Below are 19,971 nucleotides of genomic sequence, written 5' to 3' on the forward strand. Positions count from 1 at the left end.
GTACGTTTATAGTTTAATACAAAGGGCAATTTTTATAAATAGCAATCAATAATCACATTTGAATAATTGATTACTGCTGTTTAATTTCTGTTCTGAAAATTTTCGAAACAAAAATTTTTATCACACACTATTATGAAGAACCTCACCTATTTAGTATTGGCCTTTCTAACTATTATGGGCTGTAAACCCAAATCTGATAAAGAAACAACTAATAAAGAGACGGTTATTTCTTTGGATAAAAAAGCGATTAAAAAAGTAGATGTACATGCGCACTACGAATTTGACCGTGATTATTTCTCTGATTTTTTTGAGGAATGGAATATGCAAGCTGTTCTGGTAGATGTTGCCTACCATGATTCAATTGGGGTGGGCAGAAGTTGGGATGAATATGTGGCATTAGAAAAATTACGCCCCAATTTATTTTGGTTGTGCTCTTCACTAATTGGCGCAGGAATTGATGAACCCAATTATGCAGAAAAAGAAATAGCACGCTTAACGAAAGAAATAGAACAAGGTGCAAAAATGGTTAAAGTTTGGAAGAATTTTGGCATGATTACTAAAGATAAAAGTGGAAAATTTATTCAGATAGATGATGAGCGTTTGCAACCCATTTGGAATTTTCTACAAGAACGAGATATAGCCGTAATGGCCCATATAGGTGAGCCCATTCAAGCATGGCGCCCTTTAGATGATAAAAAAAATCCACATTATGGGTATTATACAGAACACCCAGAGTACCATGCCTTCAAGCATTCTGAAATACCTACGTATGAAACTATAATTGCCGCTAGAGATAATTGGATTTCACAGAACCCCGAATTAAAAATATTATGTGCACATATGGGTAGCATGTCACATGATGTTGACATGATTGCTAAACATCTTGATAAATATGATAATATTTATGTTGAACCAGCAGCTCGGTTTGGAGATCTAGTAGGGCAAGATGAAGAAAAGATACGAGCCTTTTTTACGAAATATGAAGACAGAATAATGTTCGGCACCGATTTCGGAAATCACATTCAACAAGACTCATTAAGTACAACTGAACTTGAAAAAGAATTAGCTGAACTAGAACGCGAATATGCGTTACGCTGGCAATATCTAAGCAGTACAGATACTGTAGAAATTAGAAGTCAAAAATCAGTAGGCTTGGGTCTTTCTGAAGAAATACTACAAAAGGTATACTACCAGAACTTTGCAGATTTTTTAAATGTAGAATAAAACTGAAACAATTTGGTTATTAAAAATTAGATGCAGAATTGTAGATTACATTTTGGTTTCTTTTAATACGATGTTGCCGGTTGGTTGCATGTTTGCGTATCGCCATAAAATTAACTGGCTGAAAATAATTCATAACCATTCGTTCTTCTGAACTACCATTGGTATGTTCGCCTAAATTTCCTACAAAAAATTCATTAGTTTAGTGTTACTAAAAAAGGAATAAACGTACCTAGGTACGTTTAGCCAATTGTTGGCAAACATTTGAAAATTAAACGTGAATTAGTTCAAACGAATAATTATAATCTATTAATCCTTTACTTTTCTCATTGTCAATCCACGCTTTTTCTTCGTGACTTAATTCTCTTATTTCCTTCGCATTGTACTTTTTGAATTTTAAAATAATTTCATCTAAAATACCAATCTCAACTTTATCAAATAATACACTATTAAATGCTCTAGATGGGATTTTAATAAACTCTTCTCCAACTAAACCACTTGGATATTGAACCGAAATTAAATCTACAATTTGCTGGTCTGAAAGATAATCGAATAACGTTCTAAATTTCTTCGGCACAGGACCGTGTGTATGCGCAAAATAACGTGTCCCACTTATTGAAACACCAGTTAATTTATAATGCAAAAAATCTGAATAAAACAGTAGCTTATTCATTTTAGTAGGTGTTACACTTACATTTTCAGTAAAATATACTACCATTTCAACTAGTTTGTTAAAATTAGGTTTTTTATATCCTGAAAAATTATCAGGCAAAAAATTATAATCAAAAACATAGTCAATCAATTCTTGTTTTCTTTTATTAAGTTCTTCTTCCTTTTTTACTTTGGCTATATTTTTCAAAAACTTCTCTCTTTGAGATTCTGAAATTTCATTATTACTTTTTATTAACCCTTTTAATGTTCCTAAACTATTAATTATTGCTTTTAATAACGCAGCATTTGCCAAACTAGGCACTTCTCCTTTTTCATAATTACTGTAACTATTAACGCCTAAACCTAATATTTTGGATATATCTGTATAGCTAAAAGAGTATTTTTCTCTAAATTCTCTTATTTCTTCTGTAAATGGAACATTATGTTTATCTCTATATTTATTATAAACTTGATTTAAATTAAATTCATCTAACTCTGTGGTTGTAAATGACTCACCACTATCTTCACAAAAATAACTTTTGTGATTATACTCAAATTCTTCTTTTCGAAAAACCAAAATACTCTTCTCATTTTGTAAGGTCATTTCCTTACCTGTGATTGGACTTTTCATAATTGTTTGTTTTTTTTAGTTTAATTTCTTAAGAGGAAATTCCATTAGATATTCCGCTTTATGAAAAGAGATGCAAACTGCTCCTCCAGTCATTTTTGAAATAGTCAATTTAATATAGACTTGCTGACCTTTAATTACCTTTCCGAAAACCCACATTTCAGTTCCTCCTTGTTGAGTTTCTTCTAAAGGACCTTCGCTGTAATCCTCTACTTCTAGATTTAATATTATTTCTTCACGCATTTTAGCGGTAATACTTAAATCTGCAAGATTCTGAATACTATTTTTAGGACGATTGGAGAAGATTATGCCCAAAGACTTTATAACCGCCTTAAGTTCTTGCAAAAAAGATTTTATAATTGATTTATCCGCCATATTAACGTGTTAAATTCTTTGCAAATATAAAAACATAACGAATATATACACTATAAAGTATAATTATTAACATTATATCAACAATTAAGCCACTTTAAAGTGAATAAAACGTTTGCCAACAAAACCTATAAACAATACGGGCTTCGGGCTTAGTCGCAGGGTTTGTGTATTTTTATGATGTCCGCAAAATCTTTTGGATTTTGCTTTTTAGAGGGACAAAGAAAAAAAGAAAACTAAACAATAAGCTTTAGCTTCGTGCTAAGACGGAAACAAAAAGTTTCCTTACTTCCGCACTACGCTTAGCCGCGCCGTTGTAAGTAATTCCAATCACCTAAACTCCGAATGATTAGAAAAACATTTTATTTAGGATTTCTTAGCTATATCTTCTTAGTGATGTCATGTAAGGAAAAATCATTTTCAGAATATAGTGAGAACGAGTTTTACAAAGTTCAAGGAGTTATAGTTTCTGCGAAGTTGACCAGTTCGATTTTGGACGACCCTTTCATGAAAGAAATTAAATATAAATACTTTATAAATGATTCCTTGATTTTAGAAGGCTCAGAAGATTTTTCCTTCATGGACATGGACAAAGGAATACCAATAGAAGTTTTAGTACATAAGGAAAATAAGGATGTCAGTTTCTATTGGAGGAACGGATATACGGAAAATATTACTGCTTATCAGTTGGAGTATGTACGGAAAAAAATGGAAGAAGCAATAGCGGAAATTAAAAACCAGTAACGGATAAAAAGAACTACTTACAACAATGCCTAAAATTAATTGCTTTGGATTTTCCGTTGGAAAATCTAGCGCAATTTTGCTAACTTTAGTTCGCATTGGGAAATCCTGGCGGATTTCACAACGCAACTAATCTTAGCCGCGCCGTTAGCAACAATATTACAAAAATTTGGATTTGGTTCGTTTTTGGTGTAAATTAGCATCAAAATACGTTTTTTATGGCTAGACAGAGCATATCCTTTACGCGACCAAATGATGAATGGTTAAAGGCACAAGTTGATAATCAAGAATACTCGAGTAAAAGCGAACTCGTAAATGACTTAATCAGACAAGCAAGAAACCAGCAAATCGAAATTGACTGGATTAAAGCTAAATTAGATAAAGCTGAGAATAGCGGATTCAACAATGATAGCAAGAAACAAATTTTAGCGCAAGCCAAGTCTAAAATTAATGACTGATTATAAGCTAAGTAATGCCGCAAAAGATGACTTGATAAGGATTCATCGATTCGGAGTGAAAAAGTTTGGAATGGCTCAAGCTGACAAATACTTTGATTCTTTTTTTGAGTACTTCGACATCATAGCTAAAAGTCCCTATTCATTCGAATCAGTTGATTTTATAAAAAAAGGATATAAGAGGTGCGTATGTGGTTCCGATAGTATTTATTATAAAATTAATGGAAACATAGTAGAAATAATGGCAATTGTAGGAAGACAGGATTTTAAAAATATACTTTAAACTTTTGCGGGAAAATACTGTTGCCAAAGAAACCTATAAACAATAAGGGCTTCGGGCTTAATTGAAAGGTTTGTGTATTTATATAAAGTCCACAAAATCTTATGCCCCGAAGCGTCGGGGTTGCATTAAACAAAAAAAGAAAAAGCAAAACAATAAGCTTTAGCTACGTCGGCAGGCGGAAACGAAAAGTTTCCTTGCCTCCGCACTACTCATAGCTGAAACGTTGTGCCACATTAAAAAACCATAGAATTGAATGGGAATATTTGGAAGTAATAAAGAAAAATGGACAAATCATAGTGGAAATATTAATATTCATTCTGACCTGAAAAAATCTGATATCTCCAAAATAATATCCGAAGAAAACATTCATTCACTTCAATTATACACATTTGAAAACCCAAAAAAACAAACTTGGGAAACACTAAATGAGTTTTACAAACAATATCCAAACATTGGACTTCGAGTGGTTTGGTATAACGCTCAAGATTTATCCTTTTATAAAGAAATACCATACGTTAGGAAATTCCAAATTGCATCCTACAATACAAAGGACTATTCAAAACTTCTGTCTAATACCAAACTCAAACATTTCGGAATTGAAGAAACTAAATCAAACGCCGTTAACCTTTCCTTCATTAAAGAATTTAATGAATTAGAATCGCTTTACGTCGATGGAATGAAGAAAGGATTAGAGAATGTTCAATACTTGAAAAAGTTAAAAATTCTGACTTTTAGAGGTGTGAAAATGGATGATTTGAATTTCTTATCAGACTTAAATAATCTCGAAGAACTCAATTTACTTTTTGGCAGTTATAAAAACCTTGAATCTGTTTCTAATTTAAAGAAATTAAAATCTATTGAATTTAGTAGAGTAAGACAAATTCCAAATTTTGACTTTTTAAATTCATTGGAAAATTTAGAGAAAATAGAATTTGAAGGAATGTCTAAAATGGAACAAATACCAAACTTATCGAAATTGGGTAAACTAAAAAGAATTCAAATTCACAATAACTTAAGACTTCAAGACATAAAATCGGTTGGTAAAATTCCAAATTTAAAACTTCTTCAATTATCATTTGCAGAAAATTCGAAAACTGCTGAACGAAAAAATCTAATTGACCAATCCATAGACATCTTGATGAAATCGAAATCAATTGAGTACACGAATATTATGCATTGGACCGATGAAGAGACGACAAAAAAGTTAACAGATAAAGGAATTAAAACTTGGAGTTGGGACATCGAAATATAACGTGGCACAACAAAACCGATAAACAATACTGGCTTCGGGTTTAATCGCTGGGTTTGCGTATTTTTATGAAGTCCGCAAAATATTATGCCCCGAAGCGTCGGGGTTGCTTTAAACAAGAAAAAACAAAACAAAAAGATTTTGCTATGTGCGTGGCGGAAAGCAAACACTAGTTTGCTCCCGTATTGTTCATAGCTCAACCGTTGTGCGTCATTTAAGACACGAATGTTAATCAAAAAATATACATCAGATTGGGTTCAACAATTTGCGGAATTAAAGCGTGAAATTGACAAGGGTTTAAATGGAATTGAATACCAAATTGAGCACGTTGGAAGTACGTCAATCCCAAAATTGGACTCAAAACCGATTATCGATGTCGACATTGTTTATAAAACAATAAAGGAATTTGAAAAAATAAAATCTCATCTAATCAAAATCGGCTATTATCATAACGGAAATCAAGGAATTGAAAATCGAGAAGTGTTTAAGCGAGATGGGAGCCTAATCAATAACATTTTAGACTCAATTCCTCATCATCTTTATGTTTGTCCATCTAACAGTAAATCGTTGGAAAGACATATTCTTATGCGGAATTACTTAAGAAAAAATGATTCAGCTAGAATAAAATATCAGGAAATGAAATACCGATTAGCAGAAAAAGCAAGTCAGAATAAAAAACTGTATGCAGAATTAAAAGAATTGAACGTCAATGCATTTATTGACGAAATAATAGAAATAGAAAAAACGAACGCACAACAAAACCTATAAACAATACGGGCTTCAGGCATAATCGAAAGGTTTGTGTATTTTTATGAAGTCGCTAAATATTATGCCCCGACGTTTCGGGTTAGCTTTGGACAAAAAAAGTAAAAGCAAAACCAAAAGCTTTAGCTACGTCGGCAGACGGAAACGAAAAGTTTCCTTGCCTCCGCACTACGCTTAGCCGCGCCGTTAGCATTAATAGCTCGAAAATTAAATCTTCTCGCGGAATTCAGCGGTAAATATTTTGTCAACTTAGGGACGTAAGTCCTCGATTTTTTTTGCGCAAATGGACCTTACTCAAACGCAACTGTTGCGACGATGGACTTCTTAGCTTGTTTACGCAAATGGACCTCACTCCTACTCGCTAAAGAATGTGCCAATCTGTGCAATCGTAACGCAAGCAAATTCTAATCGCTAACCAATCGTTATGTAATCTGCGTAAAGAGCCTGTGCTTACTCATATGGTTCGCTACTAATGCTAACAAAGCCTATAATTAATCCGGACTTGGGGTTTATCTGCCAAAGTCTGTGTATTTTTAGTATGTCGCAAAATCTTATGGATTTTGCATTTAAGACAAAAAAGAAAACACAAAACCATAAGCTTTTGCTTTGTGCGTAGCTGGAAATCCTACGGATTTCTGCGCCGCACTAATCATAGCCCAGCCGTTGGCAACAATATGACCAAAGAAGAAGAAATAGAAAGAGTACACGGAAAAGGAACACACGTTGTTATTCTTGGAGCTGGTGCAACTTATGCTTCTACCCTCAAAAATCCTGAAAAGAATGGAAAAACACTTCCTTTGATGTGGAATGTTATTGATATTGTTGGATTAAGTGATGTTGTAAAAGGATTGCCAAGAGAATACCAAACACTTAAAGAGGACTTTGAAAAGCTTTATAGTTTATTAGCAAAAGATGATAAATTTAAAGCAGAAAGAGAACATATTGAAAAGGTGGTTTACCAATACTTTAATGAATTAGAGTTACCTGATGAACCAACAATTTATGACTATCTCGTTCTTTCTTTGAGACACCGAAAAGATATAATTGCAACTTTTAATTGGGATCCGTTTCTTTATAAAGCATATGTGAGAAATGGAGAATTCACAGATAGTCCTGGGATTTTATTTTTACACGGTTGTGTTTCTTTAGGCTATGACAAATCAAATGGTTCTTCTGGACCTGCTGGTTGGTTCTCAAAAGAAACAAAACAAGAGTTTAAACCAACTAAATTATTATATCCTGTTGATAAAAAAGATTACAATTCTGACCCTTTTATAAATGGACAATGGGACGTGCTTGGTAATAAACTTAAAATAGCAGAGAGAGTAACTGTATTTGGATATTCTGCACCAGTTAGTGATGTTGAAGCAATCGATTTACTTCAAAAATCTTGGGGAAATGTAGAAGATAGGGCAATGGAAGAATTTGAATTGATAGATATTCAAGAGGAGAAAAAATTATTGAAATCGTGGGATACATTTATTCATACTCATCATTATAACTACTGCAATGACTATTTCGATTCTTCATTGGCTTTACATCCAAGAAGAACGGTAGAAAGTTATCATCATTGGGCAATGCCAATGACACCTAATGAAGCCTTCCAAGATGGAAATCAAATACCAAAGGATTTTAAAACCCTTGAAGAATTGTGGGAATGGCACAAACCTCTAATTGAAGCTGAAAAAAGATTCTATGGTGAATAAAGAGTCAACGGAAATAAAACAACCTAAAAAGCCTTATTTAAGGCCAGATTATAAACCTAAAAATTGGTGGCAACGTAATTGGATTGAGTTGCTTACAATAGCAGTCGGTGTAATTATCATTCATATTTTTTTACTTTTTAAAGCTTTTAATGGTAATGAGTTAAATTCAACGAATGCAAGCGAATTTGGAAGCTTCATCGGTGGATATATGGGAACTTTATTTGCTCTAGTAAGTGTTATTTTTCTATATACAACTTTGAGAGACCAAAGGAGAACTTCCGAAATTGAGAAGTTTGAAACACGCTTTTTTGAATTGATTAGACTTCATAGGGATAATGTTCAAGAAATAACTTTAAAAACACAAAATGGAAAAAAGATTTTTGTGCTATTTATTCGAGAGTTTAGAGAAATAATGAAAATTGTCAAAGACGTTTTTAAAAATGATAAGCTAGAAAAAAAGCAAATTATTGAAATTTCATATTTGGCATTTTTTTACGGTATTGGACCAAATTCTACAAGAATATTAAAAAATTCACTTTCCGATTATAATAAAACCAAAGTGAAAAAATTGACTGAAGAACTACAATCACAAAAACAGGAAGTAAAAAAAGAACGAAATTTTAATTATGTACCTTTTGAAGGACATCAATCAAGATTGGGTCATTATTATCGACATTTGTTTCAATCAATTGCTTATTGTCACAATAAGAAAATTGATATTGATAAATACGAGTATATTAAATTAATTCGAGCTCAACTTTCAAATCACGAACAGGCTCTTTTATTTTTAAATTCAATTTCTAAACTCGGAAAACCTTGGAAAGACGAGAATTTGATTAAAACATATCGTCTGATTAAAAATATCCCAGAAGATTTTTTTGACCCTAAAAAAGAAATTGACATCAAAGAATTATATCCAGAAATGATATTTGAATATGAAGAAAGTACTGTAGCTAAAATTATAACAAAATAAATGGAAGATAAATGCAAATGTCAAATATGTGAAAATGATTTACCGTTTGAAATCCCTAACGATATAATTGATTCGCTTCTAAATAACAATCTAGTCTTATTTGCAGGTGCAGGCATCAGTACAGAAACTAAACGCATATTTAAAGAAACGTTATATGATGATGTCCTTTACGATTTAGATGAAAAAAACACTGATATTTCGTTTCCAGATTTAATGTCCAAATTTTGTAATTCATCGCCTAATGGAAGGCAAAAATTATTGGAGAAAATTAAAAAACGATTCGATTATGTTCACCAATTCAAAGAATTATATCGAATGGCTTCTGAATTTCATATTGAAATATCAAAATTTTGGATGCTCAAAGATATTATTACTACTAATTGGGATGATTATTTTGAAAGAGAATGTTCGGCAATTCCAATAGTTACACCAAAAGATTTTGCTTTTTACAATATTGACCAAAGAAAGGTTTTTAAAATTCACGGTTCTATCAGTAATTATGGTAGCGTGATAGCTACTAAAGAAGACTATGATTTATGTTACAAGGAACTAAGTACTGGACTCATAGGAGCGAATCTTAAAACTCTCTTGGCTACCAAAACAATACTTTTTGTTGGATACTCTTTTAGAGATTTCGATTTCAACAAAGTTATTGAGTTACTTAAATTAGAAATGGGGCAAGTATTTCCTCACTTTTATATAGTAACCTTAGATGATAAAATTCCTGATTCTTTAGATAGTTCAAAAGTCACAATGATTAATACTTCTGGAACATTTTTCTTTAAAAAAATTAGGGAACATTTAGAAAATAAAAAAATTATTGTACCCGAGAAAAAGTTAAATAGAATTTATGAAATAAAATATTTATTAAGCTCTGTACATTCCGATTTATCAGACTTCTTCTTAGATAAAAAGAAGTCTTGTTCTTTAATTTATACAATGTTATATCAAGATGGAGTCTCTCACGCTACGGATTATTTAGATTTTAAATCAAAAAGCGGAGAATCTTACAATCATAATGATTTAATGAACCAATTAATCCTTTATACTGAGGACATAAGAAAAAAAATGTCAAAAGCTAGGAATTATATGGACTTGGCGTATATAGATGGTTATATAGAAGGATTGGCAATTCCGTTATTTTACGAAGACATAGAAGAGTTTCCACTATTCTATATATATGGAATTGGTCCAACAAATGATATTGAACTTGCATATGATACTTTTCAAAAAGACACCATAAGGCATAAAGCTTCTGAAAAATACGGAAGAAAATTCTTTAAAGAATACCTTAAGGATGATTCGGAATTAGTTCTACATCATAGACCTTTCATATAATACTGTTGCCAACAATGTATATAAAAAATAGGGCGATAATTGCTTAAATAAAGGCTTGTGCTTTTTTGCAAAGTCCGCCATATTTTTAATATGTATTTTAGTGAAAAGATAAAAATAAAATGAAAAATATGGCTAAGTGTAAATCCGAAAGTAAGTGCTTGTCAACTGCCCTACTTTTCATATACTAACCGTTGTACGCAAGCTTGAAAATCCTTGAAATTGAATAAAACCTATTACAACCAAAGCAAAATGGACATTGACAAAAATGTCGTAAAGATGTCGGTATTATGACATTACCAAAAAGACTAGGACTGCATAATTTTGTTTTAAAATTATTAACTTAATTATTATGCAGGAGCAAAATTTAGGTAAGAGGGTAAAAAAACTAAGAAATACTCAGGGAATATCTCAGGAATTTCTAGCTGACGAATCAGGTTTGAGTATACGGACAATTCAAAGAATAGAAAAAGGTGAAACAACACCAAATGGCGATACATGTCGAAAACTGTCTGACGCATTAAAGGTTAGCCCAAATGAATTGATGGATTGGACTTTAATTGAGGACATCGATTTTCTGAAGAAATTAAATTTATCCGCATTACCATTTGTTTTTTTACCACTACTAGCAATATTATTACCAGTCTCAATGTGGCATTCCAATTTGTCATTCGTTTTTTTTCCACTGTTTGGTATATTAGTACCAGCCTTAATGTGGATTTCAAAAAAAGACAAGATTAAAGACATTGATAGAGTAGCTAAAAAACTAATTAATTTCCAAATAACATGGTTAATTCTCTCCTTTATCATATCATTCTTCCTTCCTCCAATTCTATTGAGGTTATTAGAAATTCTCTTTGAAATTTTAAACACCAACATTAATCTGATAGGAGACGGTTTTACAAACGTCCGATTTACCATGGCTGTTATGGGCATAGTAAATATTACTTATATTTTGCTCAACACATTTCGAATTCACGATGGGAAAAAACTGAAATATTTCCCTTCAATTCCATTTTTAAAAGTGGTTGACTAACTGAATAGAAAAGCCAGCGTACAACAAAACCTAAACGTAATGCTGACTTCAGGGCTAAACCGAAAAGTCTATTTATATTTATAATGTCGCTAAATCTTATGGATTTTGCTCTTGATAGGAAAAAATAAATCAAAACAAAAAGATTTTGCTTAGCGCTTAGCTGGAAATCCGTCGGATTTCTGCGCCGCACTAATCATAGCTCAACCATTAGCAGCAATATTACAAAAATTTGGATTTGGTTCGGTTTTGGTGTAAATTAGCATCAAAATACGTTTTTTATGGCTAGACAAAGCATATCCTTTACGCGACCAAATGATGAATGGTTAAAGGCACAAGTTGATAATCAAGAATACTCGAGTAAAAGCGAACTCGTAAATGACTTAATCAGACAAGCAAGAAACCAGCAAATCGAAATTGACTGGATTAAAGCTAAATTAGATAAAGCTGAGAATAGCGGATTCTCCAATGATAGCAAGAAACAAATTTTAGCGCAAGCCAAGTCTAAAATTAATGACTGATTATAAGCTAAGTAATGCCGTAAAAGATGACTTGATAAGGATTCATCGATACGGAGTGAAAAAGTTTGGAATGGCTCAAGCTGACAAATACTTTGATTCTTTTTTTGAGTACTTCGACATCATTGCTAAAAGTCCCTATTCATTCGAATCAGTTGATTTTATAAAAAGTTGATTTTATAAAAAAAGGATATAAGAGGTGCGTATGTGGTTCCGATAGTATTTATTATAAAATTAATGGAAACATAGTAGAAATAATGGCAATTGTAGGAAGACAGGATTTTAAAAATATACTTTAAACTTTTGCGGGAAAATACTGTTGCCAAAGAAACCTATAAACAATAAGGGCTTCGGGCTTAATTGAAAGGTTTGTGTATTTATATAAAGTCCACAAAATCTTATGCCCCGAAGTGTCGGGGTTGCTTTAAACAAGAAAAAACAAAACAAAAAGATTTTGCTATGTGCATGGCGGAAAGCAAACACTAGTTTGCTCCCGTATTGTTCATAGCTCAACCGTTAGCAAAAATATTAAATGACCCTAAATATAATATTTACTATTAATCCGTAATAAATATATAAACCTGTTACAATGTTAATTGCGGTTCTTAAATTGGAATGATTCTTGTTTCAATCATTTTATGAGAGAATTAATAGCTTTGTTTATCATCTTTTTTGGTTTATTAAGTTTTGGTCAGGAAAATAAAATTTCTAAATCAAATCGAGAAAATTTTAAAAGTATTCAAGAATTAGATTCAACTTTCCAAAATAGAATCAATGAAGAGGATTTAATAGGAGTTTGGTTCACAACGGCAGTAACTCATTCAAAATATAGATCAAATCCCTACCCTAGATTTAAAGACAGGTATTCTTTTAAAAAAGACTTTTCTATTTCATTTGTGAAGAATAAGAAAATAACTTCTGGCACTTGGAGTCTTTCGGCAAATAATATACTTAACATTACAACTAACTCCGGTAAAATAGTTTATCAAATAAGAGCTTTTAAGGATGGGACATTGATACTATCCTCTTCCAACAATTATATAACACTCAAGAAAAATTAATAATTAAAATATAAAATTGCTCTTCCTAGTTGTAAATACCCCTACTTATACCTAAATATTGTAAACAATAAAAACTGAACGGAGTAGAATGCAAATGAAACTGCGAAAGTTAATGCAGTCGGATTTGAAAAACTGTTCGCAGACGGAATTGAATCGCCTCGAACGCAATATTGGTGGAAAATACTTTTGCTAACAAAACCTAAACGCAATCTGGAGTTTTAGGCAAAACCGAAAGGTCTGTGTATATTTATGAAGTCGCTAAATCTTATGCCCCGACGTTTCGGGTTAGCTTTGGACCAAAAAAGAAAAAACAAAACCAAAATCTTTAGCCTCGTGCACAGACCTGCCCGCCGGCAAGCAGGCGGAAACGATATGTTTCCTTGCCTACCCCCTACTTGCCATTGCCGAACCGTTAGCAACATTTAAGAGTTAAAAATGATTGAAAAACTTGGGAAAAAACTAACGCATCTATTTTTAAAATATATGCCAAATGCATTTGTTTTTGCAATACTCTTAACTTTTATAACCGCCCTAGGCGCTTTTATTTGGTTAGACACCTCACCAATAAAAATCATAACCTCTTGGTATGACGGCTTTTTTGATTTATTAGGGTTTGCGATGCAAATGGTTTTAATTATTATTACTGGATTCAGTATCGCATTATCACCAATAGTTAAAAGCGGAATAGATTCCGTTGCTAAACATATTAATTCTCCAAAACAGGTATATTTTTTGGTTGTTTTAATCGGTTTATTATTAACCCTTGTAAGTTTTGGATGGGTAGTTATTACCTGTGTTTTAGCAAGAGAGTTGGCATTACGAGTTAAGGGGGTTAACTATCCTTTTTTGATTGCGTGTGTTTATGTATCAAGTGCCGGCTGGGTTTCAGGGTTATCAAGTTCTATTCCTTTACTTTTAAATACAGAAAATAATTTTTTGATTAAATCCGGTGTATTGACGGAAGTTATTCCAACCTCTTATACATTGGGGTCAATCTTAAATATTACAATGCTTATTACATTGCTTATTTTAACACCGATAATTTTACTTTTTCTTCGACCTAGAAACGCACATAATAAAGAATTAACTGATTTAATGATCGGTAAAGAAATTTCAAATACTCAAACAATAAAAGAAGAAGCATTAAGTCTAAAATTGCCCTATAAATCATATTCTGACAAGTTGAATAATAGTGCAATTCTTCAGATGATCATTGCTATAATGGGCTTTGTTTATATCTTTTATCATTTTAAAACAAAAGGATTTGATTTGAATCTTAATATCATGATTTTCATATTCCTTATTCTTGGTTTATTGCTGCATAGAACACCAATGCGTTATGTTATTTCAATGAGACATGCAAGTAGTAATATTTCAGGAATAGTATTTCAGTACCCTTTTTATGCTGGTATAATGGGTATTATGTTATATACAGGTTTAGGTGAAAAACTTGGACAAATTTTAGCATCGCAAGCTAGTTTGACTTCTTATCCTTTTTTCGCCTATTTAACCGGAGCCATTGCCAATTTTGCAATTCCATCGGCTGGTGGTGAATTTGCCGTGGTTGGCCCAAGTATAATTAATGCTGTAAAAGAAATAAGTGTAGGCTTACCTGCTGAAGAAATTACTACAATGATTGCAAGAGCCTCGTTATCTGTAGCATATGGTGAGAGTTTAAGTAACATGTTACAACCTTTTTTCTTGTTACTTGTATTACCAATAATGGCACTAGGTATTAAAATACAAGCACGTGATATTATGGGTTATTTAGTGTTACCTTTTATCATCCTTTTTATTATTCAATCTGTTTTAGTCTCCTTCTGTCCGCTATAATTAAATCATATTGAGAAAGCTTAATGATTTTTAATAAAACGATTGCCAAACAAAGGCTAAAAAATAGATTACTTGGGTATCTATAGCTATCGGCACTAAACATGAATCACGCGCAAAAAAGTTATCTTTAGGTTTGGATGCCCTTAAATTTCCGGGGCTTCGGACAAATCACAGCAACAAACATACGAGCCCAACCGATGGCATTCATTAAATAAAACAGATGAAAAGTAGAAATTATGACTTATTAGTAGGAGGCATATTTTTAATTCTAACAATTACCTTCATTGTGATTTCAATGACTAACGAACCTTTTTTTGATTGGGTTTTTGAACGACACCATAATCAATGGAGTAGGTATCTAAGACCATTATTTTTACTTCCATTTTGCTATTTCGCTTATAAAAAAAGCTTTGCTGGAATGATGGTTTCGATTTTTGCCTTGTTCACAAGTATGTTTTGGTTTCCCAAACCCGAAATTGTAAGTAAAAGCGTAATAGATTTTTTAGAATTTGAGAAAGAGTATCTGTACGGTGAATGGAACTTAAGCAAACAACTACTGACCTTAACAATCCCTATTTCATTTATTGCTTTAGGATTAGCTTTTTGGAAACGAAGTGTAATACTGGGTATTGCGGTAGTTGTTCTTATGGCAACAGGTAAAATGGTGTGGAGTATTCAAAATGCGGGTGAATCAGGAAAATCAATTTTGATACCAGCGATTCTTGGCTTATTAATTTGTTGCGGTCTGATTTTCTACGGATTTAAAAGGTTAGAAAAAAAATAACGAAATGCCAATACTGTTAATAGCAAATAGGGCTTTCGGTGGTTTTTGAAAGTAAAGTGCTATCTATTAACACTGCCAAATCGTTAGATTACCTGATAGGGAAATATTTAAAAATTTGGCTTTTAAGCATGAATAAATTAAAAAAAATACAACGATTTGGCTCAGCGAAAACTTGAAAGTTGATCGCTTTCTGGTGCCCTAATTACCATATACTAAACGTTGTGCTTAATAATGACCAACCAAAAAGTATACAATATTCGAAAATCCGTATAACAAAACAATACCTCTTCCATCTGACCTTTGTCTTATAATTTTCATTAAAAGAAATAGACAAAATGAATACAAATCAATTTGGTAAAAAAGGTTGGACACCTGATAGAATCGAAAATTTGAATGGCAAAATATATGTCATAACAGGAACTACAAGCGGAACAGGTTTTGAAGCAACAAGAATTTTACTTTCAAAGGGTGCAAAAGTTGTAGTGCTTAATAGAAACCCTAAAAAAGCAGAAGACACCATTACTTCATTGAAACAAGAATTGGGTAACGATATTGATGTAACCAACATTCAAATGGACTTATCCCAGCAAGTCTCCGTAAAAAAAGCGGCTGAAGAAGTTTTAAAAACGCTTCCTCAAATTGATGCACTTATTTGTAATGCAGCAATTGCCCAAGTGCCTAAACAAACACTAACTGTAGACGGCTGGGAAAGTCAAATGGGAACGAATTACTATGGAAATTGGACTTTACAAGCTTTATTGTTCCCGCTTATTGAAAAATCCAAAGGACGCATTGTAACCGTAGGAAGTTTGGGTTATGATATGGGTATTAAAACAATCAAATTTGATGACTTAAATTGGGATAAAGATTACACGCCTAATAATGCTTACAGTCAAAGTAAACTTGCACAGATAATGTCAATTTACGAACTACAGGAAAGATTGAAAGAAGCTGAGAAAACAGATATTAAAGCCTATGCGTGTCATCCGGGTTCTTCAAGAACCAACCTAATTAATACGAGTGGTAGTTTTATGATGAAACTCATTTTTAATCTGATGAAATTATCCCCATTAACACAATCAGCTGAAAAAGGTGCATATCCGCAATTAATGTGTGCAACGGAGCCAAATCTTGACCAGAAAGGTTTTTACGGCCCAACAGGTAGAAGCAATTGGGTGGGTCCAGTTGGAGCACACAAAATAGAGCCACACGCTAAAGATAAATCGGTGGCTAAAAGACTGTGGGAACTTTCGGAAAAAGAGACAAGAGTAAAATGGAATATTTAAATTAGTGAAATGAAACACTTTAAAACCTTATCATCTTATTTAGATTATTTGCAGTTGCCTCGCCCAGAGCATCCAATGTTGAGTGTATTTAACTCAAAAGGCGATGGCTTCTTACCTTGCCCAAAAGAAAGTTCGCCACCAATTACAAATGATTGTTATAGCATAAGTTTTAAAAAGTTTGTAGAAGGAAAATTAAACTACGGTCGCACCCAGTACGATTTTACCAATGGTGCTTTGATTTTCATTTCACCCAGACAAGTCTTACAATGGGATAAAAGCGTAGTTTTTGAACAAAAAGGGTTTTCAATAAACTTTCACGAAGATTTTCTAAAGGGAACAGAATTAGCGCAACAAATAAAAAAATATGGTTTCTTCTCTTATTCCGTAAATGAAGCTTTGCACCTTTCGCCTAAAGAAGAAAAACAATTAGAGTTCATTGTAGAAAATATTGAAATTGAATATCAAAACAACCAAGACGAGTTTAGTAAGGACATCATCATTTCTCAATTAGACACATTGTTAAAGTATGCCAATCGTTTTTATGAACGCCAGTTTTTAAACAGAAAAGAATTGTCCAACGATTTGTTAGAACAATTCAACCATCATTTGGACACATATTTTGAATTGGGAAAACTGCAAGAAAAAGGAATTCCAAGCATAGAGCAGATAGCAACCGAATTGTCGGTTTCACAGCGTTATTTAAGTGATACACTTAAAAAAGAAACAGGCAAGTCCACGACCGAACATTTACACTTACGTTTAATTGATGAAGCAAAGAATGTTTTATTGAAACCGAATAAAACCGTAGCAGAGGTTGCTTATGAATTAGGGTTTGAATATCCAGCCTATTTTTCGAGACTGTTCAAAAAGAAAGAAGGTTTAAGTCCTACGGATTATAGAGAAAAATACAAACTGAATTAAACAATGGAACTATTAAAATTAGCCACAGAATGGGCAAAAGCCGAAGTCTTTTCAACACGATTCTTTATTTTTTTCGCGATTGGATTTTTAATCGCAAGTGTTAGTTTTTGGCAATTAGGAAAAACAGATTTAGCAAAGGCTTACATCATTCCAACCTTGGTAGCAGGCTTGATGCTAATGACAATTGGGATTGGATTATTCTATACCAACAAATCAAGGATTACTCAATTTGAAAAAGCATTTAATTCTAATGCTACTGCCTTTTATCAATCCGAAATTGAACGTTCGGAGAGCACCTTAAAAGAATACACAGTTGTATTTAAAGTAATTCCGATTTTAATTATCATAGCAGCATTACTAATTCTGTTTGTTAACACACCAACTTGGAGGGCAATTAGCATTACCACAATTGCAATGCTGATAACTATCTTATTAATTGACGGAACTGCACATTCGAGAATGGACTCTTATCATACGGTGCTGAAAATGAATGACTTAAAAGAATAACTCAAAAAACAACTACACACAACAAAGCCTAAACGTAATGCGGACTTTTGGGCTAAAACGAAAGGTCTGTATATAATTATGTTGTCCGAATAATTGAAGATTACATGTCGGTGAAATATTCAATTTTAGCTATAAAAAAGCAATATGCGTGGTAGAAAGCAAATGCTAGTTTGCTCCCATAGTGTTCATAGCATAACCTCGGTTGTCATGAAATAGGTTAAACCAGCAAAGACATAGCTAAATTCACAGAATCAGTTAGTTCCTTTTTGTTAGTGTGTATTTTAGTAACTACCAGAATACCATTATAAATTATAAATAGAAAAGAAGCCAATGACTTTAAATCTTTACATTGCTTTAATTGACCGTTCTTTTGACCTTCTTTTAGGTATTCATAAAAAAGGTTTTCAATATCACGCCTATTACTAGATAAAACCTCTAGACAATTATCATTATTAGGAACGAGTTCTGTCGTGTTATTTACTGCAAAACAACCCTTTCGATCTTTATCTAGTAAAGCTTCATTTATTGCATTATTGAAAAGTTCAGAAAAACCTTCTTTAACATTTGGTTGGTTTTGAAAAAACTGACAAATTTTATCAATACTTTGACTACGGTAAAGCTCAAACGATTTTTTAAAAAGTTTTTCCTTATCACCAAAAGTATCATACAAACTCGCTCGGTTTATTCCTAAATGTGTAACCAAGTCTTGTATCGAAGTAGCCGAATAGCCTTGTTTCCAAAACAAATTCATAGCTTTTGTTAAGATTTCTTTTTCATCAAATAATTTTACTCTTGGCATACTATAAAATGTGGAAGCGTAAAAACGCTTCCACAAAAGTATCTTATTGGAATTATCATTCCAAATATTAACCTGCAAATATTGGATTTACATTAAGACCACCATCCACATTAAATTCAGAACCTGTAATAAACGAAGCTTTGTCAGAAGCAAGAAAAGCTACCATTTCAGCAATCTCTTCAGGTTTGCCATATCTTTTTAGAGGGATTCGGTTTTGCATCATATCTCCCATTCCTTTAAGTTGCTCTTCTGACATCCCTGTTTTGCTAAAAATTGGTGTGGCAATTGGCCCCGGGTTAACAGCATTTACTCTAATTTTTCGTGGAGCCAATTCTGTAGCAGCTGCTCGAGTATAAGAATTTAAAGCAGCTTTGGTTGCACCATAAACAGCTGTGTTAGGCATTCCTGTATAAGCATTTATTGAAGATAAATTTATGATGCTACTTCCATCATTAAGAAGTGGTAGAAATTTCTCGATTGTAAAAATTGCCCCTTTAAAATTAATATCTATTAAAGTATTAAAACCTTCTTCTGAATTTTGCCCTACCGGCATAGGAATAAAAACGCCTGCGTTAACAAACAAAATATCAATTCTCTCAAATTCATTTTTAACTTGATGAACAGCTTTGTCCATAGCAGATAAATCCGATACATCTGCAATAATTCCTCTAACATCAAGTTCTTTTGCAGCTGAATTAACCCTTTCTTGAGAACGCCCTATTATGATTACTGTTGCTCCTTCTTCTTTTAATTTTCTAGCTGTTGAATAACCGATACCACTATTTCCTCCAGTAATTACTGCTACTTTTCCTCTTAATGTACTCATTATTTCATTTTTAATTATTACTAT

The 19,971-nt window shown here is 32.5% G+C and carries 21 protein-coding genes; 17 read left to right on the forward strand and 4 right to left on the reverse strand.

Features of this window, described 5'->3' with window-relative positions:
- Positions 1–132 precede the first annotated feature (132 nt).
- The gene (locus JQC67_RS18710; RefSeq protein WP_203254423.1) at positions 133–1,224 is read left to right on the forward strand and encodes an amidohydrolase family protein; all 1,092 of its coding nucleotides are present in this window, start codon (positions 133–135) and stop codon (positions 1,222–1,224) included.
- Between the two features lie 268 nt (positions 1,225–1,492).
- Here JQC67_RS18710 and JQC67_RS18715 read toward each other — a convergent pair whose 3' ends face one another.
- Both JQC67_RS18715 and JQC67_RS18720 read right to left on the reverse strand, forming a co-directional pair.
- Positions 1,493–2,503 carry a type II TA system antitoxin MqsA family protein gene (locus JQC67_RS18715; RefSeq protein ID WP_203254424.1) on the reverse strand — a complete coding sequence of 337 codons (1,011 nt, stop codon included), beginning with the start codon at positions 2,501–2,503 and terminating at the stop codon, positions 1,493–1,495.
- A 15-nt stretch (positions 2,504–2,518) separates the two neighbouring features.
- Positions 2,519–2,875 (reverse strand): type II toxin-antitoxin system MqsR family toxin, encoded by a 357-nt coding sequence (locus tag JQC67_RS18720; RefSeq protein WP_203254425.1) that lies wholly within the window; start codon positions 2,873–2,875, stop codon positions 2,519–2,521.
- 342 nt (positions 2,876–3,217) lie between these two features.
- On the opposite strand from JQC67_RS18720, the gene JQC67_RS18725 reads away from it, so the two are divergent.
- The 16 genes from JQC67_RS18725 to JQC67_RS18800 all read left to right on the forward strand — a co-directional run bounded on the left by JQC67_RS18725 (position 3,218) and on the right by JQC67_RS18800 (position 18,322).
- Entirely contained in the window at positions 3,218–3,616 is a 399-nt protein-coding gene (locus JQC67_RS18725; RefSeq protein WP_203254426.1) for a hypothetical protein, read from the forward strand.
- Between the two features lie 215 nt (positions 3,617–3,831).
- Positions 3,832–4,071, forward strand: a complete 240-nt coding sequence (locus tag JQC67_RS18730) for a ribbon-helix-helix domain-containing protein (RefSeq protein WP_203254427.1) — start codon at positions 3,832–3,834, stop codon at positions 4,069–4,071.
- Entirely contained in the window at positions 4,064–4,351 is a 288-nt protein-coding gene (locus JQC67_RS18735) for a type II toxin-antitoxin system RelE/ParE family toxin (protein ID WP_203254428.1), read from the forward strand. The genes JQC67_RS18730 and JQC67_RS18735 overlap by 8 nt, the downstream gene beginning before the upstream one ends.
- A gap of 253 nt (positions 4,352–4,604) precedes the next feature.
- Positions 4,605–5,603, forward strand: coding sequence for a hypothetical protein (locus tag JQC67_RS18740; RefSeq protein WP_203254429.1), 999 nt, complete (start codon positions 4,605–4,607; stop codon positions 5,601–5,603).
- A gap of 222 nt (positions 5,604–5,825) precedes the next feature.
- Positions 5,826–6,368, forward strand: coding sequence for a GrpB family protein (locus tag JQC67_RS18745; RefSeq protein WP_203254430.1), 543 nt, complete (start codon positions 5,826–5,828; stop codon positions 6,366–6,368).
- A gap of 671 nt (positions 6,369–7,039) precedes the next feature.
- Positions 7,040–8,071 (forward strand): hypothetical protein, encoded by a 1,032-nt coding sequence (locus JQC67_RS18750; RefSeq protein ID WP_203254431.1) that lies wholly within the window; start codon positions 7,040–7,042, stop codon positions 8,069–8,071.
- Entirely contained in the window at positions 8,061–9,044 is a 984-nt protein-coding gene (locus JQC67_RS18755) for a putative phage abortive infection protein (protein WP_203254432.1), read from the forward strand. The genes JQC67_RS18750 and JQC67_RS18755 overlap by 11 nt, the downstream gene beginning before the upstream one ends.
- Positions 9,045–10,382, forward strand: coding sequence for an SIR2 family protein (locus JQC67_RS18760; protein WP_203254433.1), 1,338 nt, complete (start codon positions 9,045–9,047; stop codon positions 10,380–10,382).
- Between the two features lie 349 nt (positions 10,383–10,731).
- Positions 10,732–11,415 carry a helix-turn-helix domain-containing protein gene (locus JQC67_RS18765; RefSeq protein WP_203254434.1) on the forward strand — a complete coding sequence of 228 codons (684 nt, stop codon included), beginning with the start codon at positions 10,732–10,734 and terminating at the stop codon, positions 11,413–11,415.
- 278 nt (positions 11,416–11,693) lie between these two features.
- Complete coding sequence (locus JQC67_RS18770; protein ID WP_203254435.1) at positions 11,694–11,933, forward strand: ribbon-helix-helix domain-containing protein; 240 nt, start codon at positions 11,694–11,696, stop codon at positions 11,931–11,933.
- Between the two features lie 635 nt (positions 11,934–12,568).
- Entirely contained in the window at positions 12,569–12,991 is a 423-nt protein-coding gene (locus tag JQC67_RS18775) for a lipocalin family protein (protein WP_203254436.1), read from the forward strand.
- Between the two features lie 435 nt (positions 12,992–13,426).
- Positions 13,427–14,824, forward strand: a complete 1,398-nt coding sequence (locus JQC67_RS18780) for a short-chain fatty acid transporter (RefSeq protein WP_203254437.1) — start codon at positions 13,427–13,429, stop codon at positions 14,822–14,824.
- Between the two features lie 220 nt (positions 14,825–15,044).
- Positions 15,045–15,608 (forward strand): hypothetical protein, encoded by a 564-nt coding sequence (locus tag JQC67_RS18785; protein WP_203254438.1) that lies wholly within the window; start codon positions 15,045–15,047, stop codon positions 15,606–15,608.
- A 335-nt stretch (positions 15,609–15,943) separates the two neighbouring features.
- The gene (locus JQC67_RS18790; RefSeq protein ID WP_203254439.1) at positions 15,944–16,894 is read left to right on the forward strand and encodes an SDR family oxidoreductase; all 951 of its coding nucleotides are present in this window, start codon (positions 15,944–15,946) and stop codon (positions 16,892–16,894) included.
- A 9-nt stretch (positions 16,895–16,903) separates the two neighbouring features.
- Positions 16,904–17,815 (forward strand): helix-turn-helix domain-containing protein, encoded by a 912-nt coding sequence (locus JQC67_RS18795; RefSeq protein ID WP_203254440.1) that lies wholly within the window; start codon positions 16,904–16,906, stop codon positions 17,813–17,815.
- A 3-nt stretch (positions 17,816–17,818) separates the two neighbouring features.
- Positions 17,819–18,322, forward strand: a complete 504-nt coding sequence (locus JQC67_RS18800; protein WP_203254441.1) for a hypothetical protein — start codon at positions 17,819–17,821, stop codon at positions 18,320–18,322.
- Positions 18,323–18,539: 217 nt separating this feature from the next.
- Here JQC67_RS18800 and JQC67_RS18805 read toward each other — a convergent pair whose 3' ends face one another.
- Both JQC67_RS18805 and JQC67_RS18810 read right to left on the reverse strand, forming a co-directional pair.
- Complete coding sequence (locus JQC67_RS18805; RefSeq protein ID WP_203254442.1) at positions 18,540–19,121, reverse strand: TetR/AcrR family transcriptional regulator; 582 nt, start codon at positions 19,119–19,121, stop codon at positions 18,540–18,542.
- A gap of 67 nt (positions 19,122–19,188) precedes the next feature.
- Complete coding sequence (locus JQC67_RS18810) at positions 19,189–19,947, reverse strand: SDR family NAD(P)-dependent oxidoreductase (protein ID WP_203254443.1); 759 nt, start codon at positions 19,945–19,947, stop codon at positions 19,189–19,191.
- Between the last annotated feature and the right edge of the window lie 24 nt (positions 19,948–19,971).

The organism is Aurantibacter crassamenti (genome assembly GCF_016811105.1).
GTDB classification, from domain to species: domain Bacteria; phylum Bacteroidota; class Bacteroidia; order Flavobacteriales; family Flavobacteriaceae; genus Aurantibacter_A; species Aurantibacter_A crassamenti.

Bases quoted from the DNA above. Each gene is read 5' to 3' on its own strand.
- JQC67_RS18710 (WP_203254423.1), top strand. From the start codon at position 133: ATGAAGAACCTCACCTATTTAGTATTGGCCTTTCTAACTATTATGGGC.
- JQC67_RS18715 (WP_203254424.1), bottom strand. From the start codon at position 2,503: ATGAAAAGTCCAATCACAGGTAAGGAAATGACCTTACAAAATGAGAAG.
- JQC67_RS18720 (WP_203254425.1), bottom strand. From the start codon at position 2,875: ATGGCGGATAAATCAATTATAAAATCTTTTTTGCAAGAACTTAAGGCG.
- JQC67_RS18725 (WP_203254426.1), top strand. From the start codon at position 3,218: ATGATTAGAAAAACATTTTATTTAGGATTTCTTAGCTATATCTTCTTA.
- JQC67_RS18730 (WP_203254427.1), top strand. From the start codon at position 3,832: ATGGCTAGACAGAGCATATCCTTTACGCGACCAAATGATGAATGGTTA.
- JQC67_RS18735 (WP_203254428.1), top strand. From the start codon at position 4,064: ATGACTGATTATAAGCTAAGTAATGCCGCAAAAGATGACTTGATAAGG.
- JQC67_RS18740 (WP_203254429.1), top strand. From the start codon at position 4,605: ATGGGAATATTTGGAAGTAATAAAGAAAAATGGACAAATCATAGTGGA.
- JQC67_RS18745 (WP_203254430.1), top strand. From the start codon at position 5,826: ATGTTAATCAAAAAATATACATCAGATTGGGTTCAACAATTTGCGGAA.
- JQC67_RS18750 (WP_203254431.1), top strand. From the start codon at position 7,040: ATGACCAAAGAAGAAGAAATAGAAAGAGTACACGGAAAAGGAACACAC.
- JQC67_RS18755 (WP_203254432.1), top strand. From the start codon at position 8,061: ATGGTGAATAAAGAGTCAACGGAAATAAAACAACCTAAAAAGCCTTAT.
- JQC67_RS18760 (WP_203254433.1), top strand. From the start codon at position 9,045: ATGGAAGATAAATGCAAATGTCAAATATGTGAAAATGATTTACCGTTT.
- JQC67_RS18765 (WP_203254434.1), top strand. From the start codon at position 10,732: ATGCAGGAGCAAAATTTAGGTAAGAGGGTAAAAAAACTAAGAAATACT.
- JQC67_RS18770 (WP_203254435.1), top strand. From the start codon at position 11,694: ATGGCTAGACAAAGCATATCCTTTACGCGACCAAATGATGAATGGTTA.
- JQC67_RS18775 (WP_203254436.1), top strand. From the start codon at position 12,569: ATGAGAGAATTAATAGCTTTGTTTATCATCTTTTTTGGTTTATTAAGT.
- JQC67_RS18780 (WP_203254437.1), top strand. From the start codon at position 13,427: ATGATTGAAAAACTTGGGAAAAAACTAACGCATCTATTTTTAAAATAT.
- JQC67_RS18785 (WP_203254438.1), top strand. From the start codon at position 15,045: ATGAAAAGTAGAAATTATGACTTATTAGTAGGAGGCATATTTTTAATT.
- JQC67_RS18790 (WP_203254439.1), top strand. From the start codon at position 15,944: ATGAATACAAATCAATTTGGTAAAAAAGGTTGGACACCTGATAGAATC.
- JQC67_RS18795 (WP_203254440.1), top strand. From the start codon at position 16,904: ATGAAACACTTTAAAACCTTATCATCTTATTTAGATTATTTGCAGTTG.
- JQC67_RS18800 (WP_203254441.1), top strand. From the start codon at position 17,819: ATGGAACTATTAAAATTAGCCACAGAATGGGCAAAAGCCGAAGTCTTT.
- JQC67_RS18805 (WP_203254442.1), bottom strand. From the start codon at position 19,121: ATGCCAAGAGTAAAATTATTTGATGAAAAAGAAATCTTAACAAAAGCT.
- JQC67_RS18810 (WP_203254443.1), bottom strand. From the start codon at position 19,947: ATGAGTACATTAAGAGGAAAAGTAGCAGTAATTACTGGAGGAAATAGT.